At 51.6% G+C, this 20542-nt stretch carries 18 protein-coding genes and 1 other RNA gene; all 19 read left to right on the forward strand.

Going from position 1 to position 20542, the window contains the following annotated elements; genetic code table 11:
• The first annotated feature begins 206 nt into the window (after nt 1–206).
• A complete protein-coding gene (locus JDF658_RS03025; protein WP_242946601.1) occupies nt 207–812 on the forward strand; it encodes a DedA family protein in 606 nt (201 codons plus the stop codon).
• Nucleotides 813–816: 4 nt separating this feature from the next.
• Nucleotides 817–1542, forward strand: coding sequence for a class I SAM-dependent methyltransferase (locus JDF658_RS03030; protein ID WP_079906435.1), 726 nt, complete (start codon nt 817–819; stop codon nt 1540–1542).
• The gene (locus JDF658_RS03035; RefSeq protein WP_079906436.1) at nt 1509–2624 is read left to right on the forward strand and encodes a Nif3-like dinuclear metal center hexameric protein; all 1116 of its coding nucleotides are present in this window, start codon (nt 1509–1511) and stop codon (nt 2622–2624) included. The genes JDF658_RS03030 and JDF658_RS03035 overlap by 34 nt, the downstream gene beginning before the upstream one ends.
• 11 nt (nt 2625–2635) lie before the next feature.
• The gene (locus JDF658_RS03040) at nt 2636–3049 is read left to right on the forward strand and encodes a ribonuclease HI family protein (protein WP_079906437.1); all 414 of its coding nucleotides are present in this window, start codon (nt 2636–2638) and stop codon (nt 3047–3049) included.
• 30 nt (nt 3050–3079) lie between these two features.
• Complete coding sequence (locus tag JDF658_RS03045) at nt 3080–4726, forward strand: nucleoside kinase (protein ID WP_079906438.1); 1647 nt, start codon at nt 3080–3082, stop codon at nt 4724–4726.
• A 52-nt stretch (nt 4727–4778) separates the two neighbouring features.
• An RNA gene (gene rnpB / locus JDF658_RS03050) (RNase P RNA component class A) lies at nt 4779–5165 on the forward strand.
• 126 nt (nt 5166–5291) lie between these two features.
• Nucleotides 5292–5873 (forward strand): transcription factor FapR, encoded by a 582-nt coding sequence (gene fapR, locus JDF658_RS03055; RefSeq protein WP_079906439.1) that lies wholly within the window; start codon nt 5292–5294, stop codon nt 5871–5873.
• Nucleotides 5857–6861: a phosphate acyltransferase PlsX gene (plsX, locus tag JDF658_RS03060; protein WP_079906440.1), complete on the forward strand. Its 1005-nt coding sequence runs from the start codon at nt 5857–5859 to the stop codon at nt 6859–6861. The genes fapR and plsX overlap by 17 nt, the downstream gene beginning before the upstream one ends.
• Complete coding sequence (locus tag JDF658_RS03065; RefSeq protein WP_078665127.1) at nt 6848–7843, forward strand: beta-ketoacyl-ACP synthase III; 996 nt, start codon at nt 6848–6850, stop codon at nt 7841–7843. Before plsX ends, JDF658_RS03065 begins: the two co-directional genes overlap by 14 nt.
• 21 nt (nt 7844–7864) lie before the next feature.
• Complete coding sequence (gene fabK, locus JDF658_RS03070; protein WP_078665126.1) at nt 7865–8812, forward strand: enoyl-[acyl-carrier-protein] reductase FabK; 948 nt, start codon at nt 7865–7867, stop codon at nt 8810–8812.
• The gene (gene fabD, locus JDF658_RS03075; RefSeq protein WP_079906441.1) at nt 8809–9747 is read left to right on the forward strand and encodes an ACP S-malonyltransferase; all 939 of its coding nucleotides are present in this window, start codon (nt 8809–8811) and stop codon (nt 9745–9747) included. The genes fabK and fabD overlap by 4 nt, the downstream gene beginning before the upstream one ends.
• A 1-nt stretch (nt 9748) precedes the next feature.
• The gene (fabG, locus tag JDF658_RS03080; protein WP_079906442.1) at nt 9749–10492 is read left to right on the forward strand and encodes a 3-oxoacyl-[acyl-carrier-protein] reductase; all 744 of its coding nucleotides are present in this window, start codon (nt 9749–9751) and stop codon (nt 10490–10492) included.
• 25 nt (nt 10493–10517) lie between these two features.
• Nucleotides 10518–10751 (forward strand): acyl carrier protein, encoded by a 234-nt coding sequence (locus tag JDF658_RS03085; RefSeq protein WP_107754271.1) that lies wholly within the window; start codon nt 10518–10520, stop codon nt 10749–10751.
• Nucleotides 10752–10823: 72 nt separating this feature from the next.
• Nucleotides 10824–11789 (forward strand): nitronate monooxygenase family protein, encoded by a 966-nt coding sequence (locus tag JDF658_RS03090; protein ID WP_078665122.1) that lies wholly within the window; start codon nt 10824–10826, stop codon nt 11787–11789.
• The gene (fabF, locus tag JDF658_RS03095) at nt 11786–13027 is read left to right on the forward strand and encodes a beta-ketoacyl-ACP synthase II (protein ID WP_079906443.1); all 1242 of its coding nucleotides are present in this window, start codon (nt 11786–11788) and stop codon (nt 13025–13027) included. Before JDF658_RS03090 ends, fabF begins: the two co-directional genes overlap by 4 nt.
• A gap of 5 nt (nt 13028–13032) precedes the next feature.
• Complete coding sequence (rnc, locus tag JDF658_RS03100; RefSeq protein ID WP_078665120.1) at nt 13033–13761, forward strand: ribonuclease III; 729 nt, start codon at nt 13033–13035, stop codon at nt 13759–13761.
• Nucleotides 13762–14808, forward strand: a complete 1047-nt coding sequence (locus JDF658_RS03105; protein ID WP_079906444.1) for an elongator complex protein 3 — start codon at nt 13762–13764, stop codon at nt 14806–14808.
• A complete protein-coding gene (gene smc / locus JDF658_RS03110) occupies nt 14777–18337 on the forward strand; it encodes a chromosome segregation protein SMC (protein ID WP_159446542.1) in 3561 nt (1186 codons plus the stop codon). Before JDF658_RS03105 ends, smc begins: the two co-directional genes overlap by 32 nt.
• 346 nt (nt 18338–18683) lie before the next feature.
• Nucleotides 18684–20408 (forward strand): acetate--CoA ligase, encoded by a 1725-nt coding sequence (gene acsA / locus JDF658_RS03120; protein ID WP_079906447.1) that lies wholly within the window; start codon nt 18684–18686, stop codon nt 20406–20408.
• The last annotated feature ends 134 nt before the right edge of the window (nt 20409–20542 follow it).

Raw genomic sequence — 20542 nt, forward strand, 5'->3', positions numbered from 1 at the left:
TATCGGGAGCATGATGTGATTGGGGCCCGGGAAAATGGTATTAAAGTCATTGCAGTTACATACGGTTATGGTAGTGTGGCAGAGCTGACAGCGGCTAGGCCTGACTTTCTGGCTGCTTCGGTGACGGAGTTACGCCAGTTGCTGCTGTGATTGGCCTCTCGCCGGAGAGTGTGATATACTTGGTATGAGAAAGGGTGTGAGAGGAAGTGTGGCAAACGTTTACTAACTGGGTTATGGAGGAAGTGGCCCGTTATGGCTATCTGGCAGTATTCATTGGAATGGTGCTGGAGAGTGCCTGTATACCCATACCCAGTGAGATTATCATGCCCTTTGGGGGCTTACTGGCGGCCCGGGGACAACTCAACTTCTGGTGGGTAGGGCTACTGGGGGCACTGGCCAATGTGGTTGGCTCCTGGCTGGCCTATCTGGCAGGACGTTTTGGGGGCCGTGCGTTTATCGAGAAATACGGCAAATATCTGCTGATTTCCCGCCATCATTTGCAACTGGCTGATCGCTGGTTTGAGGAAAAAGGAGAAATAACGGTGTTTGTTACCCGTTTATTGCCTGGTATTCGGACTTTTATTTCATTGCCGGCAGGGATAGCCAGGATGGATTTTCTGCGCTTTACTCTTTATTCTCTGCTAGGAGTTTTGCCCTGGTCCTATTTTTTAGCTTATCTGGGCTATCTGCTGGGAGAAAACTGGGATAAGCTGACAGCTTATCTTCATACCGCCAATTATTTCCTTTTAGGTACAGCCCTGCTGGTAATAGCGCTCTTGTATTTATGGCAGAAAAAACAACGGCGGAGGTAGCAAAATGGAGCTTTCCCGACGGCTTACGGCCATTGCCAGAATGGTACCGGCTGGGTCGGTTCCGGCCGACATCGGTACCGATCATGCCTATTTACCCATCGCGCTGGTGGCAGCGGATCATTGCCCCCGGGCAATAGCCGGTGATGTACACCGGGGACCATATCAACTGGCAATGGAGAGAGTGATTAAGGCTGGCTTACAGGACCGTATCTCTGTGCGTTTGGGCGATGGTTTAACCATTCTCCGTCCGGGTGAAGCAGATGGGATTATTATCGCTGGCATGGGCGGCCAGACGATGATTCAGATTTTGACTGCCGGTGCGATGGTGCGGGAAGCCTGTAGTTACCTGATTTTGCAGCCGATGACGGATATACCCCTGGTACGGGAACAACTGGCAGCCTGGGGCTGGTTTGTTCTGGATGAAGAGTTGTTGCAGGAAGAGGGCAAGTTTTATCAAATTATTAAATATGGTCACCAGGAGAAACACTGGCCGCAGCCCTTTTCATCCCAGATTACCAGAGTCTTTGGGCCGGCGCTCTTGGCCCGCAAACATCCCCTTTTACTCCCTTATCTGGAGAAGCTGAAAAATGAGACCCGCAAGGTACTGACTGCCCTGGGACAAACTCACAATCCAAAGGTGCTGGCCAGAAGCAGGGAAATGGAAAAATTCCTCGAACAATTGGGGGAGGTGGAAGCATGGCTAAAATCGGGCAAATCATCAGCTGGATAGAAGAACTGGCTCCCCGCAAATTGGCGGCGGAATGGGATAATGTGGGCTTAATGTTAGGGGATCCAGGGGCTGAAACAGATAAAGTGCTGGTAGCCCTTGATTGCACACCGGCCGTAGCAGAAGAGGCTATTGAGCAAGGAGCCGGGTTACTGGTAACCCATCATCCCTTGATTTTCAGACCTTTGAAAAATCTTCGCTTTGATACGGCGGCTGGCCGGTTGCTGGCTCGTTTGATTCAAAATAACATTGCTGTTTATAGTGCCCATACCAACCTGGATAGTGCTGAAAAGGGGATAAATGCCACTTTGGCCCGGGCCCTGAACTTGCAGGATATTCAGGTGCTGGAACCCGGCTGGAGGGAAGAGTATATTAAAATTGTGGTGTTTGTACCGGCTGGCCATGAGGAAGCAGTGCGGCTGGCGATGGCAGAAGCCGGAGCTGGTCATATCGGCAACTATTCCCATTGCACTTTTCAAACCCAGGGTACCGGAACTTTTTTACCATTAACTGGCACAAATCCTTATCTGGGACAGGTAGGGCAACTGGAACGGGCAGAGGAATACCGGCTGGAAACCATTTGTCCCAAAAGCAAACTGAAACGGGTTTTGCAGGCCATGCTGAAGGTTCATCCCTATGAGGAAGTGGCCTATGATCTTTATCCTCTCCTCAATGAGGGCCCGGCTCTGGGACTGGGGCGAATTGGACTTTTATCCCAGCCCCTGACCCTGGCTCAGCTGGCAGCCAGAATCAAGGAAATTGTGTCGGTTGCCCGCCTGCGGTTAGGTGGTAGTCCAGAGCAAACCGTGAAAAAAGTCGCCCTCTGCAGCGGCTCAGGGGCTTCCCTGGCAGCCCGGGCAAAAATGCAGGGAGCTGATGTTTTACTCACTGGAGATGTCAAGTACCATGAGGCTCAGGACATGCTGCAGATGGGGTTGAGTTTTATCGATGCCGGGCATTTTGCCACTGAAGCCTTCTATCTACCCTGCTGGGTACGGGAATTACAGCAGAAGGCCGCCGGCGCCGGGGCGATTGTAGAAATCATTCAGTCCACCAGGGAAAAGGAACCCTGGCAGGAAATATAGGAGGCTTGGTCATGAAGGCAATTCTGTTTACCGATGGTGGCTCCCGGGGCAATCCCGGTCCAGCGGGTTGCGGCTGGGTACTGCTAAACCCGGAGGGAGAGGTGCTGACCGAAGGCTGTCATTTTCTCGGGCTGGCAACCAATAATATAGCTGAATATACGGCTTTGATCAAGGGACTGGCAGCAGCTCAGGCCCTGGGGGTGACTGAGCTGGTGGTGAAGGCTGATAGTGAACTGATGATTCGTCAGTTGAAAGGAATCTATAAGGTTAAAAATGAGGGTTTAAAACCTCTCTTTGCCCGGGTTAAGGAGCTGGCCCGAAATTTTCGCCAGGTCACTTACCAGCACATACCGAGAGAACAGAACCAGCGGGCCGATGCTCTGGCCAACCAGGCCATGGACAGGCAGGCGAGTTTTGAAGCTTGAGAAACCAGAGAAACCGGGGGAGGAAAACCAATGGCACAAGCGGAATTAAAACAGGGGCTGGCAACAACTATCACAGTTGCTGATTATCTAAAACAACAGCATATTATCCCTCGTTCCCCTATTGTAGCAGCCAAAGTCAATAATTTACTAAAACCCCTGACAGCGGAAATTGACCCGGAGCAGGATAAAATCGAATTCGTAGATTTAACTTCTGATGAAGGTTTGCGCATTTACCGCCGCAGTCTTTATTTTTTGTTAACCATTGCTGCCAAACAGTTATTTCCCGAGTGCCAGATCAGCATCGAACATTCCCTGGGTGCCGGGGTCTATTGTGAATTCCGGCCCGCCTGCCCCCTTGACCTCGAAGATGCAGCGCTGGCTCTGGAAAAAAGAATGCGGGAACTGGTCGCTGCCGACTTGCCTTTTACCACCTGGAAAGGCAGTAAAAAAGACGCTTATCAGATTTTATTACAGCAGGGGCACACTGATAAAGCCCGGATTTTACGGAATCGTGTTAGAGGTGAGGTGGAATTAGCCAGGTTTGGAGAGATCTATGATTATTTTACCGGTTTTCTGGTGCCCAGCACCGGCTATTTAACCGTTTTTGGCCTCAGACCCTATCTGGAGGGGTTTGTCTTACAGTTACCTGATAAACAAAACCCCTTCCAGGTGGTGCCCTTTTACGAACAGAAAAAACTGGCTCTGGTTTATGATGAAAGCAAAGACTGGATTCGCAACCTGGACTTACATAATGTGGAAGATATCAATAAAATCATTGGTTCCGGGCAGTTTGCCGACCTCGTTCTGGTGGCAGAAGCCAGACATGAAAAGAAAATCAGCGAAATTGCGGAGGCTATTAGTGCCTGCTGTGAACAGGCCCAGCTGGTACTGGTGGCCGGGCCCTCTTCTTCAGGCAAGACCACCTTTACCCAGCGCCTGCGTATTCAGTTGCTGGCCAGTGGCATCAAACCCCTGGCCATCTCCCTGGATGATTATTTTGTCAATAGAGAAGATACACCGAAGGACGAAAATGGAAATTATGATTTCGAGAGCATAGATGCCCTGGATTTGCCCCTCTTTAATCAGCATCTGGTCCAGCCGCTGGCTGGTGAGGAAGTGGAAATTCCCAGATTCAATTTTGTTACAGGCCGCAGAGAGTGGACCGGGAACAAACTGCAGCTAAAACCCCGTCAGGTTCTAATCATCGAAGGTATTCATGGTTTGAATGAGCGGCTGACGGCTCAGGTGCCATTCTCTCAGAAAATTAAGATCTATGTGAGTGCTTTAACCCATGTCAATATTGACAAAACCAATCAAATCCATTCCTCGGATATCCGCTTGCTGCGCCGCATTTGCCGCGATGCCCAGTTCCGGGGTAATTCGGCTGCCAGCACCATTGCCATGTGGCCAGCGGTACGGCGGGGGGAAGAGCGCAATATTTTCCCTTTTCAGGAAGAAGCAGATTTCGTTTTCAATTCCGGTCTGGTGTATGAGCTGGCAGTGCTGAAAAATCTGGCTGAACCTCTTTTGCAGCAAATCACTCCTGATCAGGCTGAATACAGTGAGGCAGTACGTTTGCTGGAACTGTTACGTTATTTCCTGGCAGCACCGACAGATGTGGTCCCAAACAATAGTGTTTTGCGGGAATTTATCGGTGGATGCTGTTTTTACCATTAATGGTTAAAAGTTTTTCTTGTTAAAGAACATCGTTCATGGTATTATTCTTATGCGAGTAAACCGGATGGTCGCGGGAATCAAGGCCGAAAGGCGGATTCCTGAGGAAAGTCCGAGCTCCATAGGGCAGAGTGCCGGATAACGTCCGGTGGAGGCGACTCCAAGGATAGTGCCACAGAAACAAACCGCCTGGCTTACGAGAGGCCGGAGTCCTCGAGGCCGGAGCCCATGAGCCAGGTAAGGGTGGAAAGGTGAGGTAAGAGCTCACCAGCGGTTAGGTGACTAACCGGCTCGGTAAACCCCACTCGGAGCAAGACCGAATAGGGGAGCGTGAAGGCTGGCCCGGCCTGCTCCCGGGTAGGTTGCTAGAGGCGGCTGGCAACAGTCGTCCCAGATAGATGACCATCCTCGACAGAACTCGGCTTACAGGTTTACTCGCAATCTATAAATGAAACTTAGAGACCAATCCGGAGTGGATCGGTCTCTTGTTTTTTATAATGACTTGCATATTTTGAGAAGATTATATATACTACTATTAGTACCAGGTAATAAGAGAAGGTGCTTATTGATGGAAAGACCTTTGAAAAAAGATGAACGTCAGCAGTTACTGGCAGAACATATTCGGCATTCACCCTTCAGCACTGATGAGGAACTGGCCCAGCTCTTTGGGGTGTCGGTTCAGACCATCCGCCTGGATCGGCTGGAACTGGGTATCCCGGAAGTAAGGGAACGCATGAAACAACTGGCAGAAGGACAATGGAGCAAACTCAAGGCGCTGGCAGACACGGATCTAGTCGGGGAGCTAATCGAGCTGGAACTGGGTAAAAAGGGACTATCCCTCCTGACTATTGAGAGCAACATGGTTTTCAGCCGTACCGGGATTGCCCGGGGCCATCTGCTCTTCGCCCAGGCTAACTCCCTGGCCGTAGCGCTGGTGGATGCGCCGCTGGCTCTAACCGGGACTGTCCGGGTTTCTTTCCTGCGCCCTGTCCGGCTGGGCGAGCGGGTTATCGCCCGGGCCGAAGTAGTAAAAATCAAGCAAAACCGCTATTATATTCAGGTAACATCTTCGGTTAAAGGCCAGGATGTTTTAAAAGGCCTGTTTGTGGTATTTGCCCTGGAGGAGGATGCCAATGAAAATCGTAGTTGATGCAATGGGCGGGGATCATGCTCCCCGGGAAATAGTAAAAGGGGCAGTGGCTGCGTGCCGGGAGCTCAATCTGGGTATAATTCTGGTAGGTCCGGCTGAACAGCTGCGGGAGGAAGTAACGGCTGCCGGTGGGGATGGACTGATGATTGAAATTGTGGATGCACCGGAGGTAATCGGGATGGATGAACATCCCGGCCAGGCAGTCCGGAAAAAACGCAATTCCTCACTGGTTGTTGGCGTGAAACTGGTGAAAGAAGGAAAGGGGGCAGCCTTTGTATCTGCCGGTAATACCGGTGCCGCCATGGCTGCTAGTTTGCTGGGCTATGGTCGTATTAAGGGGATTAACCGGCCGGCTATTGCCACAGTCATGCCGACCCTGACGGGCCGCTGTCTGGTGCTGGATGTAGGGGCTAATGCCGAAGTAGATGCCAGTAATCTGTTGCAGTTTGCCTGGATGGGCAGTATATATGCAGAAAAAATCCTGGCTATCCCTAATCCCAGAGTGGGTTTGTTGAATATCGGGGAGGAAGAGAGCAAAGGGACTCCGGTAGTGCAGGAAGCCTACCAGTTACTGAAACAGCAGTCAGGACTAAATTTTATAGGCAATGTGGAAGGGCGCGACCTGCCCATGGGAGTGGCTGATGTCGTTGTCTGTGATGGTTTTACCGGTAACGTAGTATTGAAACTAGCAGAGGGATTAGCCAGAGCTTTGCTGGGTATGATTAAAGAAGCAGCTGCGCAGTCCATCCTGGCCCAGGTGGGTGGATTACTGATGAAGCCAGCTTTTACTGCCCTGAAGGAAAAAATGGATTACCGGGAATATGGTGGTGCCCCATTACTGGGATTACAGGGAATAACTATCATCAGTCACGGCAGTTCTGATGCCCGGGCGATTAAAAATGCTATCAAAGTAGCAGCGCGTTGTGTTGAGCAACAAGTAACAGAAATTATTAGCCGTTTAGGAGATGAGTACGATGAGGGAAAATAAACTGAGAGCTACCATTGCCGGCATCGGTGCTGCTGTGCCGGAACAGATCTTGACCAATTTCGATCTGGAGAAAATGGTGGATACTAATGATGAATGGATTCAGACCCGAACCGGGATAAAGGAACGGCGGATTGCCCCTGAGCAGATGGCCACTTCCCATCTGGCCATCGAGGCAGCCCGGGAGGCCCTGGCCCAGGCCCGGCTTTCCCCGGATGAACTGGACCTTATTCTGGTGGCCACTGTGACCCCTGACTATCCCTTTCCAGCTACAGCTTGTTTGGTGCAAGCTGCCCTGGGGGCCAGCCGTGCAGCAGCCATGGACTTATCGGCGGGATGTACCGGCTTTATCTACGCTTTAACGGTAGGAGCCCAGTTTATTGAGACCGGTCTTTACCGGAATGTGCTGGTGATTGGTGCAGAAGTACTGTCCCGGATCATAGACTGGACTGACCGCAATACCTGTGTGTTGTTTGGTGATGGGGCCGGAGCGGCAGTGCTGACCCCTGCACAGCCCGGTTATGGGTTCTTATCCTTCGAACTGGGGGCTGATGGCGGCGGGGCTGAATTGCTGTATATGCCGGCAGGCGGAAGCCGCCAGCCCATTACTCCGGAGGTACTGGCTCAGCGACTCAACAAGATTTATATGAATGGCCGGGAAGTTTTTAAATTTGCAGTGCGCATTATGGGAGATGCAGCAGATGCGGCTATTCGCAAAGCAGGCCTAACTTATGCCGATATAGATTATTTTATACCCCATCAGGCCAATATCCGCATTATTGAAGCTGCTGCTAAACGCCTGGAATTACCTATGGAAAAAGTTCATGTTAATGTTGATCGTTATGGTAACACATCAGCAGCTTCCATTGGCCTGGCACTGCAAGAGGCGGTAGCAGCAGGGAAAATTTCTTCAGGCGACTATGTGGTTCTGGTCGGTTTTGGCGCTGGACTGACCTGGGGAGCGATCACCCTGCGCTGGGGTTAAAACGGGAGAGGAGGGAAAAGAATGTTGTTCAAAACTCCCTTATGTGATTTACTGGGAATTGAATATCCCATTTTCCAGGGAGGTATGGCCTGGGTGGCTACTGCCGAACTGGCAGCCGCTGTTTCCGAAGCCGGTGGACTGGGAATTATCGGCTCCGGCCATGCTCCGGCGGAGTGGGTTCAGGACCAGATTCGCCAGGTTAAAGAAAGAACCAGTAAACCTTTTGGTGTCAATGTGATGCTCATGTCCCCTCATGTCAAAGAGGTGATGGAGGTTATTGTCCGGGAAAAAGTGGCAGTGGTGACTACCGGAGCGGGAAATCCCGGGGTTTACATGCCAGCTCTGAGAGAAGCCGGGATCAGAGTAATTCCGGTGGTGGCCTCAGTGGCCCTGGCCCAGCGCCTGGAACGCCAGGGGGTGGATGCCATCATCGCCGAAGGTACGGAGTCCGGCGGACATGTGGGAGAATTGACGACCATGGCTCTGGTACCCCAGGTGGTAGATGCAGTCAGGGTACCGGTAATAGCTGCTGGCGGTATTGCTGATGGACGGCAATTTCTGGCGGCTCTGGCCTTAGGAGCTGTCGGGGTACAAATGGGAACCAGATTTATGTGTGCCAGTGAATGTACCATCCATCCCGCAGTTAAAGAACAAATCCTTAAGGCTAAAGACCGGGATACAGTAGTTACCGGGCGTAGCACCGGGCATCCGGTCCGGGTAATCAAGAATAAGCTGGCTCGTCAGTTTGAGGAAATGGAAAAGCGCTGCGCCCCGCCGGAAGAGATTGAAAAACTGGGAGTAGGCAAAATGCGGGCGGCCATGATTGACGGAGATGTGGAATATGGCTCCCTGATGGCCGGGCAAGTAGCAGCGATGGTCAAGAAAATTCAACCTGCTGCTGAAATCATCCGGGAGATTGTGCAGGAAGCTGAAGCTGTCCACAGCCGGCTGAGGGGGTTGGGAGGATGAAACTAGCTTTTGTCTTCCCGGGCCAGGGTTCCCAGTATGTAGGAATGGGCAAAAACCTGGCTGAGACTTATCCGGAAGCAGCAGCTGTCTTTCAGGAAGCTGATGCAGTCCTGGGCTTTAAGCTTTCCGAACTCTGCTTTAACGGTCCGGAAACGGAACTGGTAAGAACAGCCAACACCCAGCCGGCTTTGCTCACAGTCAGTGTAGCAGCATTAAGGGTACTGGCCAAGGCAGGGATTCAACCAGCAATGGTAGCTGGACACAGTCTGGGAGAATATTCAGCTCTAGTAGCAGCAGAAGTGCTGTCCTTTGCTGATGCTCTACGGCTGGTGCGGCGGCGCGGGGAACTGATGCAGGAAGCAGCACCTCCGGGAACCGCCGGAATGGCAGCGATCCTGGGCCTGGAGAGGGAACAGGTAGTAGCTGTCTGCCGGGAAGCTGAAACCCTGGGAGTAGTTGAACCTGCTAACTTCAATTGCCCCGGGCAGATTGTCATTGCCGGGGAAAAGGCGGCTCTAGAAAAGGCTATGGAGCTGGCCAAAGCCAGAGGGGCTAAACGGGTGGTGACTTTAAATGTCAGCGGACCTTTTCACTCCAGCCTGATGTTACCGGCTGCCAGGGGCCTGGCTCCTGCTCTGGATGAGGTAGAGTTTTATCCACCGCAGGTGCCGGTAGTGGTCAACGTTTCCGGGCGGATCTTGACAGAACCCAAAATGCTGAAACAATCCTTATTGTTACAGGTGCAAAAATCCGTACTCTGGGAAGATTGCATCCAGACCATGGTGGCAGCTGGAGTGGATACATTCGTTGAGGTAGGAGCTGGAAAAGTTTTAAGCGGATTGATTAAGAAAATAAATAAAGGGGTCAGGGTGTTTGCCGTGGAAGATGCAGAATCTTTCCAGCGCACCCTTGCAGAGTTGCGGGAGGTTGGATAAAATGGTGCTGGAAAACAAAGTTGCCCTGGTAACCGGTGCCTCCCGGGGCATTGGGCGCGCCATTGCTCTGGCTTTTGCCCAGGCCGGAGCTGATGTGGTGGTGAATTATTCCGGTAGTGCAGATGCTGCGCAAGCAGTAGTGGATGAAATCAAGGCCATGGGCCGTCGGGCCCGGGCGGTACAGGCCGATGTCTCCCAGCCTGAACAGGTAGAAAACATGGTGAACCAGGTGCTTTCAGATTTTGGACGCATCGATATCCTGGTCAATAATGCCGGGATAACCAGAGATGGTCTGCTTTTGCGGATGAAACGAGAAGACTGGCAGCGGGTAATTGATATCAACCTGACCGGGGTCTTCCTCTGCACCAAGGCGGTTCTAAAGTCGATGATGAAACAGCGTTCTGGCCGTATCATCAATATTACTTCAGTGATCGGCCTGACAGGTAATGCAGGCCAGGCCAATTACGCAGCTGCCAAGGCAGGGATTATCGGCTTTACCAAATCGGTGGCCAGGGAAGTGGGCAGCAGAGGAATTACCTGTAATGCTATTGCTCCTGGGTTTATCCAGACGGATATGACCGGGGTACTGGGGGAAAAGGTCAGGGAAGAGCTGCTGGCTCAGATACCCCTGGAACGGCTGGGTCAACCGGAAGATGTAGCCGCTGTAGCCTTATTCCTGGCTGGACCGGCGGCCAGTTACATCACCGGTCAGGTTATAAATGTAGATGGCGGCATGGTCATGTAGTTGGGGAAGGAGGTGAATGGAAGCGATGGCAAGCGTATTTGACAGAGTAAAGAAAATTATCGTGGAACAGCTGGGTGTCGAAGAAGAGGAAGTAACCATGGAAGCAGCTTTTATCGATGACCTGGGAGCTGACTCTCTGGACATCGTAGAGCTGGTCATGGCCTTTGAAGAGGAATTCGGACTGGAAATTCCTGATGAAGATGCGGAAAAAATCCGCACTGTTGGTGATGCTGTAAACTACATCAATGAGCGCCAGTAGTGGTGCAAGGCGGAAAAGTCCCGTAGCCTGCTGCGGGACTTTTTTAAAAAAAGATTGGAGGCGCAGACAACCGTGAAACTGCCGGAGCTGAAAATTGGACATCTAATCGCCCCTGTGCCCATTGTCCAGGGCGGCATGGCGGTGCGCATATCCACCGCTCCTTTAGCTGCTGCAGTAGCTAATGAAGGCGGAATTGGCCTGATAGCCGGGACAGGTATGAGCATAGAAGAGCTGAAAGCTGAAATACGTAAGGCCCGGGACTTGACCCGGGGCATTATCGGTGTTAATGTGTTATTTGCAGCCAGAGAATTTGCCAGTCTGGTCAAGGCAGCCATAGAGGAAGGAATTGACCTGATAGTTTCTGGTGCAGGCTTTTCCCGGGATATGTTTGCCTGGGGTAAAAGCAGTGGAATACCGATTGTACCCATTGTCTCCTCTGCTCGGCTGGCTGTGATGGCAGAAAAAATGGGTGCAGCTGCTGTGATTGTCGAAGGAAAAGAAGCAGGGGGACATCTGGGAACCGAGCGTTCCATTCGGGAAATCTTACCGGAGGTGAAAAAAGCCGTCCACATTCCGGTGATTGCCGCTGGGGGGATTGTGGATGGAAAAGATATAGTGGAGGCTTTCCGCCTGGGCGCAGATGGGGTGCAAATGGGAACCAGGTTTGCGGCCAGTGTGGAATCCAATGCTTCCGATGAGTTCAAGCAATTATATTTAAAATCCCAGCATGAGGATGTTATTCTGGTCGACAGCCCTGTGGGCTTGCCGGGACGTGGTCTGAAAAGCACTTTTACGCAGAAACTGGCTGCCGAAGGCGGAGCTCCCATCGAAAAATGCGTTAATTGCTTGAAAAAATGTTCTCGCCGTTTTTGCATTATGGCGGCTCTGACCGAGGCTACCAGAGGTGGAGATTTTAGTAAAGCCCTGGTTTTCTCCGGAGAAATGGTGGAAAAAATCAAAGAAATTTTGCCGGTAAAGGAGATTTTCCGCCGGCTGCTGGCTGAAGTGGCGGAAATAAAGGAAGAGGTGAAGACATGAAAAAAAGGGTAGTTATAACAGGACTGGGGATAATTGCCCCCAATGGCCTCGGTAAGGAAGAATTCTGGACCAATATCAAAAATGGCGTCTCCGGCATCAAGGCGGTTACCCGTTTTGACGCATCCGCTTTGCCTACCCGCATTGCTGGACAGGTAGATAATTTTGATCCCCAGCAGTGGATTGATAAAAAAGAGGCACGGCGCATGGATCGCTTCAGCCAGTTTGCTGTTGCAGCCACAGCTATGGCTATACAGGATGCTGGTCTGGACTTAGAACAGGTGGATAAAAAAAGGGTAGGTGTAATTCTGGGCTCCGGGATTGGCGGCATGGAAACATTTGAAGAACAGACCCGGGTCTTGCTGGAAAAGGGACCCAATCGGGTTAGTCCTTTCTTCGTGCCGATGATGATTGCCAATATGGCAGCCGGTCAAATTGCTATCCAGTTTGGTTTTCAGGGGCCCAATATCACTACTGTGACTGCCTGTGCCTCTTCTACCAACTCCGTTGGCGATGCTTTCAAGCTTGTGCAACGGGGCGATGCTGATGTGGTGATTACCGGGGGTACAGAAGCTCCCATTACTCCGCTGGCTTTTGCCGGTTTTTGTGCTATGAAGGCCATGTCCACCCGCAATGAAGAGCCGAGCAAAGCCAGTCGTCCCTTTGATATAGAGCGCGATGGCTTTGTCATGGGCGAAGGAGCTGGGATTCTGGTACTGGAGACTCTAGAACATGCTCTGGCCCGTGGAGCCCGGATTTATGCTGAAGTGGTCGGGTATGGTTGTACCTGTGATGCCAGTCATATTACCGCTCCAGACCCGGAAGGGGCTGGAGCAGCAGCGGCTATGGCCCAGGCGCTGCTGGATGCGGGCTTACGACCGGAGGAGATCAATTATATCAATGCCCATGGCACTTCCACGCCTCTAAATGATAAATGCGAGACCATAGCGATTAAGCAAGTTTTTGCCGAACATGCCTATCGGCTGGCGGTCAGTTCCACTAAATCCATGACTGGCCATTTGCTGGGTGCAGCCGGGGGAATCGAGGCAGCTATCTGCGCTCTGGCTATTGCCGAAGATTTTGTACCACCCACCATTAATCTGGAAAAGCCTGATCCGGAATGTGACCTGGACTATGTACCCAATCAGGGACGGCAAATGCCGGTGGAAGCGGCTCTCTCCAATTCCCTCGGGTTTGGTGGGCACAATGCGACTATTATTCTAAAGAAGTTCCGGGGGTAGAAACAATGCAGGGAGATCCACGCGCTCTTGCGGCTCTGGTAGAACAACTGGGCTTTACCTGGAATAAACCTGAATTGCTGACCATTGCCTTAACCCATACTTCCTATGCCAATGAACGCAAGCAGAGACAGGAACACAACCAGCGGCTGGAGTTTCTGGGAGATGCGGTGCTGGAACTGGTGGTCAGCGATTACCTGTATAATACCTATCCTGATTACCCGGAAGGGGTACTGACCAAAATCCGGGCTGCTTCGGTCTGTGAGCCTTCTCTGGCCGCTGTGGCCCGGCGCTTGAATCTGGGACAGTGCCTGGCAATGGGTAAGGGAGAAGAAAAGAGTGGAGGCAGGGAAAGGCCTGCCGCTCTGGCCGACGCCTTTGAAGCTTTGACCGGTGCGATCTATCTTGATCAAGGCTTTACACGGGCCCGGGCCTTCGTATTGCAGCAGCTGAAGGATACAATAGATCATTATGCAGCCCAGGGTGGACAGCACGGGGACTTTAAGTCCGAGTTGCAGGAATGGATTCAGCAATACACCCAGCAGGAACTGCATTATACTCTGCTAAAGGAAGAAGGACCGGACCATAATAAAGTTTTTACCGCAGGTGTGAGTATCGGCGGGCAAGTTTGGGGCGTGGGCCAGGGTAAGACCAAGAAGGAAGCAGAGCAGGAAGCAGCCCATGAAGCCCTGATTAAGCTGCGGGATCAGGGTGCCTGGAAAGGATTGAAGAAATAAATGGCGAAACAACATATTTTACCCCTGTTTATTCCGCAGCTGGGCTGTGGACAGGCTTGCAGTTTTTGTAACCAGCACACTATAACTGGCCGGGTCAAACCTCTTTTACCAGAGGATTTGCCCGGCCTTTTACCCGCTGGACCGGAACCGGTGGAACTGGCTCTATATGGTGGCAGTTTCACTGCCCTGCCTTTAAAAGTGCAGGTGGCCTGGTTGGAGAGCCTTCAGCCCTGGCGGCAGCGGGGCAAAATCAGCACTATCCGCCTCTCCACCCGGCCGGATGCCATTAACCTTGAGCAAATGCTATGGCTGAAGAGCTACGGGGTCACCACGGTGGAGCTGGGAGTGCAGTCTCTGGATGACCAGGTGCTGGCCCGGGCAGGCAGGAGATACAGGACAGCCGATGTTATTACAGCCATTCTCGCCGGGCATGTTGCTGGTTTAAAAATCGGTATCCAGCTTTTGCCGGGGCTGCCGGGAGAGACACCCCAAACTGCAGTGGCAGGAGCCAGACGACTGGCAGCGGTAGCTCCTGACCTGGTCAGAATTTATCCTCTGGTAGTGCTGGCCGGGACGCCGCTGGCCCGGGAGCTGGAGGCCAGCACCTTTCAGCCCTGGGATTTTGCCCTGGCGGTGGATACAGCGGCCAGGTTGAAAATTATTTTTCAATCCCGGGGCATTCCGGTGATCCGGATAGGGTTACAGCCTGGTCAGGATTTGGTGCCTGGTAGTAGCGTGCTGGCTGGCTGTTATCATCCGGCATTAGGACAAATTGTCGATAGCCGGATTTTCCTCTGGTTGCTGGAAAGCTTGCTTCAGCAGGGAGTAGATCCTAACCAGCCCCTATTTGTCAATCCTCGTGATTTTTCTAACCTGCGGGGTCAGCATGGTGTTAATCTTTGTTACTTAAGCAGGAAATTTAACATAAAACCACGAATTTTAGGAGATGGCTCTTTGCCGCGGGGAACAATTCGGTGGGGAGATAAGTTGATAGACTGGAGTGATGAAGCCCTTGTTGCTAAAGCGCTTGGAGATTCAGGGGTTTAAGTCCTTTGCTGATCGAGTGGAACTAGCTTTTAACAGTGGTTTAACAGTGATTGTTGGTCCCAATGGCAGTGGTAAGAGCAATATAGCTGATGCCATCCGCTGGGTGCTGGGAGAGCAAAGCGTAAAAAACCTGCGCGGCTCTCGCCTGGAAGATGTGATTTTTTCCGGTTCCGTGAAGCGCAAACCGGTGGGTATGGCGGAAGTTTCCCTCACTCTGGATAACAGCAATGGCCGCTTTCCCCTGGAGTTTAATGAAATTACAGTAACCCGGCGGGTCTATCGCAATGGCGAGTCGGAGTTTTTGATCAATAAGACTCCCTGCCGCCTGAAAGACATCCATGAGCTGTTTCTGGATACCGGGCTGGGACGGGATGCCTATTCCATCATCGGTCAAGGCCGGGTGGAAGAAATACTGAATGCCCGGCCGGAAGACCGGAGGTCAATCATCGAGGAAGCTGCCGGGATTGTACGTTATCGCATGCGCAAACTGGAAGCGGAAAAAAAGCTGCAGGAAACTGAGGCTGACCTGGTCAGGGTGGAAGATATTATCAGCGAACTGGAAGGACAGCTGGAACCGCTGGCCCGACAGGCTGAAGTGGCGGAAAAATATCTGGCCTACCAGCGGGAAGAACAGGAGCTGGAAATCGGTTGTCTGGTAAGGCAGGGCCAGCAGGTGAGAGAGAAACTGGCTGAGTTGCAATGCCAGGTTCAGGAATTGGAAACAGCCCGGGAGGAAGCCGCTGCTGCCCTGGCCCGGGTGGAAGCGTCCCGGCAAAAGTTTCAGCGGGAATTAGAACCCCTGGAGGCGGAATTACAGGCTATTCAGGATAAATATACCAACTTGCTTTCGGAAGGAGAACACACCCAGGGGCAGCTCCAGGTCCTTTCTACTCAGAAGCAGGGACGGCAGGAACAAGCTACCCTGTTACGACGTCAGCTGGAAGAAATCGAGACAGAGCTGGCAGACAGTGGTGAAACGGCAGCGGCTGATGCCCTGCTGGTGCAGCAGCTGGAAGGAAAACGTCAGCAATTGCAATCTGAGCTGGCCGCCGTAAATGAGCGGGCAGAGAGTTTGCAAAAAGAATTGGATACCATCAGGCAAGCCCTGGTTAGCCAGAAGGACAGCTCGGCTCAAGCTTTAAATGAGCTGACCAGACTGGAGCAACAGCAAACTGCCGGGGCAATTCGCCTGGCTGGTCTCAGAGAGAAGATTGAGCACTTGCGGAATCAGATACAGGAAATTGATAGAGCTATAACGACCTGGCAGGCCCGGGAAAAACAGAGTCAAAAATGGCAGCAAGAGTTAGAACAAGGAAGGCAAGAACATGAAAGTCGACAGGTTGGCCTTGCGCAGAGCAGGAAAGAGATGGAGGCAGAATTGGCCCAGCTGGAAGAGATTTTTAACCAGAAACAGCAACAATGGCAACTCCTCGCCTCTAAAGCCAGGGTCTTAGCTGATATGCAACAGGATTATGAAGGCTACCAGCGGGCAGTGAGAGAATTGTTATTGCGTCGCCAGAGAGGCGAACCCGCCTGCCAGGAAATCTGCGGAGTAGTGGCTGAGCTGTTACAGGTGCCCCAGGAATACGAAATTGCTGTTGAAGTGGCACTGGGCGGTGCTTTGCAGTATCTGGTAACAGAAACGGATCAGGGAGCCAAGCAAGCCATTGAATATCTGAAGGGCCATAACCTGGGTAGAGCCACTTTCCTGCCCTTAAACACTGTTACCGCTTCCACTTTACGAGAGGAGGAAAAGGCAACCCTGCTCAAACGGCCAGGGGTAATTGGGGTTGCGGCTGACCTGGTGAGTTATGCGGAAAAATACCGGCCGGTGATCAATAATTTATTGGGCCGTATTATTGTCTGCCAGGACCTGGATGCTGCTCTGGGGCTGGCCCGGGCCACCGGTTTTCGCTATCGGATTGTGACACTAGCCGGGGATATGTTAAACCCCGGGGGTTCTTTGACTGGTGGTTCCTATCAGCGTCGCAATGCCAATTTGCTGGGGCGGGCCCGGGAACTGGAGGAAATAAACCAGGCAGCTAAACAGGTCAACGGAGAGCGGGAAGAACTGAGAAAACAGATTGAGAAAATCCGCTCCAGCCTCAGGGAAAATCAGAAGCAAAAGGAGGAACTGGAAACCAGGACGGCAGAGCTAAGGCTCAAACTGGTTGAAGCCCAGCGTGACTGGCAGGAGGCGAGAAGTAGATGCCAGGAGCTGGAAGAGCAGCGAGAGCAGCTGCTTCAGAATCTGGAGAGCTGTCAGCGGGAATATACTCAGGTCGAGCGTGAATTGGATTCTCTAGCCAGAAAGGCAGCTGAACTGGAAACAGTCCGACAGGAGACGGGTAATGCTATCGAAGCTGAAAACATCCGGCTGGCAGAGCAGGAAAAAGCATTGCAGAATCTGATGGCGCGTCAGACTGAGCTGAAGGTGGAATTGGCCCAGGTAGAGCAACAATTAACCGGTCTTAAAACTATAGATGTACGTCAGCGTCTGGAACGGAGACGGCGCCTTCAGCAGCTGGAGCAAATCCAGCGGGATCTAGCCGTACTGGAACAGGAAGGCGAAGCATTAGAACAAAGAAAGAACGAGCTGGCGGAACGATGGGCAAAACTGCAGCAGGAGACGGAAAGGGTAAGAGAAAAACTGCAGGAACTGCGTCAAAAGCGGCAAACCCTGCAAATAGAGGAAAGAAAATTGCTGGGACTGTGGCAGTCCAGCCAGGAGCGGTTGCAAGAACTGGAACGGACTGCCCACCAGCTGGAACTGAAACGTACCCGCCAGGAGGCCGAATGGGAAAATATTACCCAGCGCCTCTGGGATGACTTTGGCATGGTGTTTAACCAGGAACAGGTTATCGCCTATCAAGGTCTTGATTTGAAGCAAGCAATGCGCCGAATCAAAGAATTGAAGGCCCTGATGGCAGAACTGGGACAAGTCAATATCGGTGCGATCGAGGAATACCAGCGCATTCAAGAACGTTATACTTTCCTGCAAAACCAGGCCCAGGACTTGAAAGAAGCCAAGGCTGCCCTGTATGATGTGATTGCCGAAATGGAAGCTATAATGGCTCAGCGTTTTGCCGAAACGTTTGCTCAGGTAGCTGAACATTTTAGCCGGGTATTTACGGAATTATTCGGGGGAGGTCAAGCCCGTTTGCAGTTGACTGATCCTGAGAATTTACTGACTACCGGGGTGGATATAATCGCTCAACCACCGGGCAAAAAAACCCAGCAGCTTTCTCTGCTTTCCGGGGGAGAGAAGGCTCTGACTGCCATCAGCTTGCTCTTTGCTATCCTGGAAGTACGGCCTAGTCCCTTTGTGGTCCTGGATGAAATCGAGGCAGCCCTGGATGAGGCCAATGTTGCCCGTTTTGCTGAATATGTCAAAAACTTTAGTGACCGGGTACAGTTTCTGGCGGTTAGCCACCGCAAAGGGACAATGGAAGCGGCAGACATTCTGTATGGGGTCACTATGGATGATTCCGGCAGCAGTAAAGTTCTGGCCCTGGAAATGACCCGTTGAGCAACCATTCATTAAGCTGAATGGTTGAACTGCAATGAATAAGAAAAATCAAAGATTTTTAAAAAGCAGTCATTTCCACAGGTGAATGGCTGCTTTTTTGGTTTGAATGGTTTCTCAGTGGGGACAAAAAGCGAAGTTGAACGGTCAGAAGAACAATTGGCGGGCAAAGGCCAATTTTTGGTTATTCACCGCCAAACCCATTCGATTTTCTAAAATTGATGCTACAATACCTATAAGAAATATCGAACCAGCAGGGGAGAAGGGGAAGGAGGGTTGTACAAACTTTTCCGGTGAGTGATGAGAGGTAAGCAGGGACCAAAATAAAAAAGAACAGGGGGATGGATCGATGGAGAAACATGAAATTCTGGCTCCCAGTCCGGGGAAGCACAACCTGGAAAATTATGAAGAAGCCTATAAAAATTTTCGCTGGGAAGATGTTGAAAAGGAATTTTCCTGGTATACTACCGGCAAAGTAAACATGGCCTATGAGTGTGTTGACCGCCACTGCGAGACCTGGCGCAAAAATAAAGTGGCTCTTTATTACAGTGATGGGGTACGGGATGAAAAATACACCTTCCAGGACATGAAATTCATGTCCAATAAGGTTGCCAATGTTCTGAAGAAGCTGGGCATTGAAAAAGGAGATCGGGTCTTTATCTTTATGCCGCGCAGTCCGGAACTATATTTTGCTGTACTGGGCATTCTTAAGATCGGCGCCATTTGCGGTCCGCTGTTTGAAGCCTTTATGATGGATGCAGTACGGGACCGGATGCAGGATTGCGATGCGGTTGCCCTCTTCACTACTCCTAAACTGCTGGAACGGGTGGACTTGCCCAATTTGCCAGCATTAAAGCATGTAATCCTGGTTGGTGCCAAAAATGAGGACTTAACCGATCCCCGTTTCCATAGTTTCGAAAAGCTGATGGAAGAGGCTTCCCGGGAATTCGATATTGTCTGGGTAGACCGGGAAGACCCGATGATGATCCACTATACCTCAGGTTCTACCGGCAAGCCCAAAGGGGTATTGCATGTCCATAATGCCATGATTCAGCATTATCAAACAGCCAAGTGGGTACTGGACCTGCAGGAAGAGGATATCTACTGGTGTACCGCTGACCCTGGCTGGGTAACCGGTACTTCCTACGGGATTTTTGGTCCCTGGCTCAATGGCGCTTCCAGTGTGATTCGGGGTGGCCGGTTCAGTCCCGATGACTGGTATGCGACTATCGAAAAATATGGGGTAACTGTCTGGTACAGTGCTCCTACTGCTTTCCGGATGTTGATGGCAGCGGGTGATGAACTGGTCAAGAAATATGACCTGTCCAGTCTGCGTCACATTCTTTCCGTCGGAGAACCTCTTAACCCCGAAGTAGTTCGCTGGGGGATGAAGGTCTTCGGTATCCGCATCCATGATACCTGGTGGATGACTGAAACTGGCGGTCAATTGATCTGTAACTATCCTTGCATGCCCATCAAGCCCGGTTCTATGGGCAGACCTTTCCCGGGAGTCTATGCGGCAATTGTAGATGATCAGGGGAATGAATTGCCTCCCTATCGAATGGGTAACCTGGCCATTCGTAAAGGCTGGCCTTCCATGATGCGGGCCATCTGGAAGAATGAAGAGAAATACAAGGAGTATTTCCGCCTGGAGCCCTGGTATATTTCCGGCGACTCCGCCTACAAAGATGAAGATGGCTATTTCTGGTTCCAGGGCCGGGTTGATGATGTCATCAACACCTCCGGTGAACGGGTTGGTCCCTTTGAGGTTGAGAGCAAACTGGTAGAACATCCGGCTGTGGCAGAAGCAGGGGTTATCGGTAAACCCGATCCGCTGCGGGGTGAAATCATCAAGGCCTTCATCTCCTTACGGGAAGGCTATACCTGGACACCGGAATTGGAAGAAGATATTAAGCAATTTGTTAAAAAAGGTCTGGCAGCTCATGCTGCGCCCAGAGAAATCGAAGTGCGGGATAAACTGCCCAAGACCCGTTCCGGTAAAATCATGCGGCGGGTACTGAAAGCCTGGGAACTGGGCCTGCCCACCGGTGACCTTTCTACAATGGAGGATTAAAAGGCTGATAACCCTCTTGCCCCTTTTTGTCTCCCTCCCCGGAGACTATCTTGGGGCAAGGGGGTTATTTTTCTGGTGTGACCGGGTTCACAGAAAAGATGGGAAGTTTTAGTTAAAATATAAAAAAGTGCTGT

The organism is Carboxydocella sp. JDF658, assembly GCF_002049395.1.
Taxonomy (GTDB): domain Bacteria; phylum Bacillota.